This window comes from Pantoea sp. Ap-967 (genome assembly GCF_011752565.1).
GTDB lineage: Bacteria > Pseudomonadota > Gammaproteobacteria > Pseudomonadales > Pseudomonadaceae > Aquipseudomonas.
Window position 1 is genome coordinate 1 of record NZ_VWXK01000074.1, and the last position, 1,428, is coordinate 1,428.

1 protein-coding gene is annotated in these 1,428 nt (G+C 61.0%); it reads right to left on the reverse strand.

Annotated elements, in window-relative coordinates:
* A partial coding sequence (locus F3J45_RS29530; protein ID WP_205300744.1) for an immunoglobulin-like domain-containing protein occupies positions 1–1,428 on the reverse strand: 1,428 nt, incomplete at both ends.

Genomic DNA, 1,428 nt, shown 5'->3' on the forward strand with positions numbered 1-1,428 from the left:
TGTCCTGCACATCGGTAACGTTGGTGCTGACTTGTGACTTGTCGGCCACCAGATTCTCGTAGTTCCCGCCCGATACGTTGCTGATGCTGTTGGTGACGGGCGCATGGCCTTGGTAAACGTCATTGCTCACGACACCAGTAGCCGTGCCAGAGCTTTGGCCAACGGCAATGGTGATGGTTTGGCCATTGGTCAGGGTCACGATGACCGGGTTGCCGGTAACCGGGGCGCCAACCGTCGCGGTGTAGACGATGGTCCCGCCTTCGGCAACGCTTGGCGTGGCCGTCAAGGTGACGGTGGTAGTGTCTTGAACATCGGTGACGCTGGTGCTCACCGTGGCCGTGTTCGCCACCAGGTTTTCGTAATTGCCGCCACTGACGGCGGTGATGTTATTGGTGACCGGGGCGTGGCCCTGATAGACGTCATTGGTCACGGCGCCCGTCGCGGTGCCTGAACTCTGGCCAACCGGGATGGTGATGGCCTGGCCGTTGGCCAGGCTGACCACAACCGGGCTGCCGGTGACCGGGGCACCAACCGTGGCGGTGTAAATGATCGTACCGCCTTCGGCTACAGACGGCGTGGCGGTCAGCGTGACGGTGGTCGTGTCCTGCACATCGGTGACAGAAGTGCTGACCTGGGTTTTGTCAGCGACCAGATTTTCGTAGTTGCCACCGGACACGTTGTTGATGCTGTTGGTGACCGGCGCATGGCCTTGGTAGACGTCATTGCTGACGACACCGGTAGCGGTGCCGGAACTCTGACCGACCGGAATCGTGATGGTCTGGCCATTGGTCAGGGTCACGACGACCTGATTGCCGGTAACCGGGGCGCCAACGGTAGCGGTGTAAACGATGGTCCCGCCTTCGGCAACGCTTGGCGTAGCCGTCAGGGTAACCGTGGTCGTGTCCTGAACATCAGTGACCGTAGTGCTCACCGTGGCGGTGTTGGCCACCAAGTTTTCGTAGTTACCGCCGCTGACGGCGGTGATGTTGTTGGTAACCGGGGCATGGCCCTGGTACACGTCATTGGTCACGGCGCCAGTAGCGGTACCCGAACTCTGGCCAACTGGGATAGTGATGCTTTGGCCGTTGGCCAGAGTTACAACCACCGGTGTGCCCGTCACAGGAGCGCCAACCGTCGCGGTGTAGATGATCGTGCCCCCCTCAGCTACAGACGGGGTGGCGGTCAACGTGACCGTGGTGGTGTCCTGAACATCGCTCACGCTGGTGCTGACCTGGGTTTTGTCCGCAACCAGGTTCTCGTAGTTACCACCAGACACGTTGTTGATGCTGTTGGTGACCGGTGCATGGCCTTGGTAAACGTCATTGCTGACCACGCCGGTGGCGGTGCCGGAGCTCTGACCGACTGGAATGGTGATGGTCTGGCCATTGGTCAGGGTCACGACGACCGGATTGCCGGTAACCGGGGCGC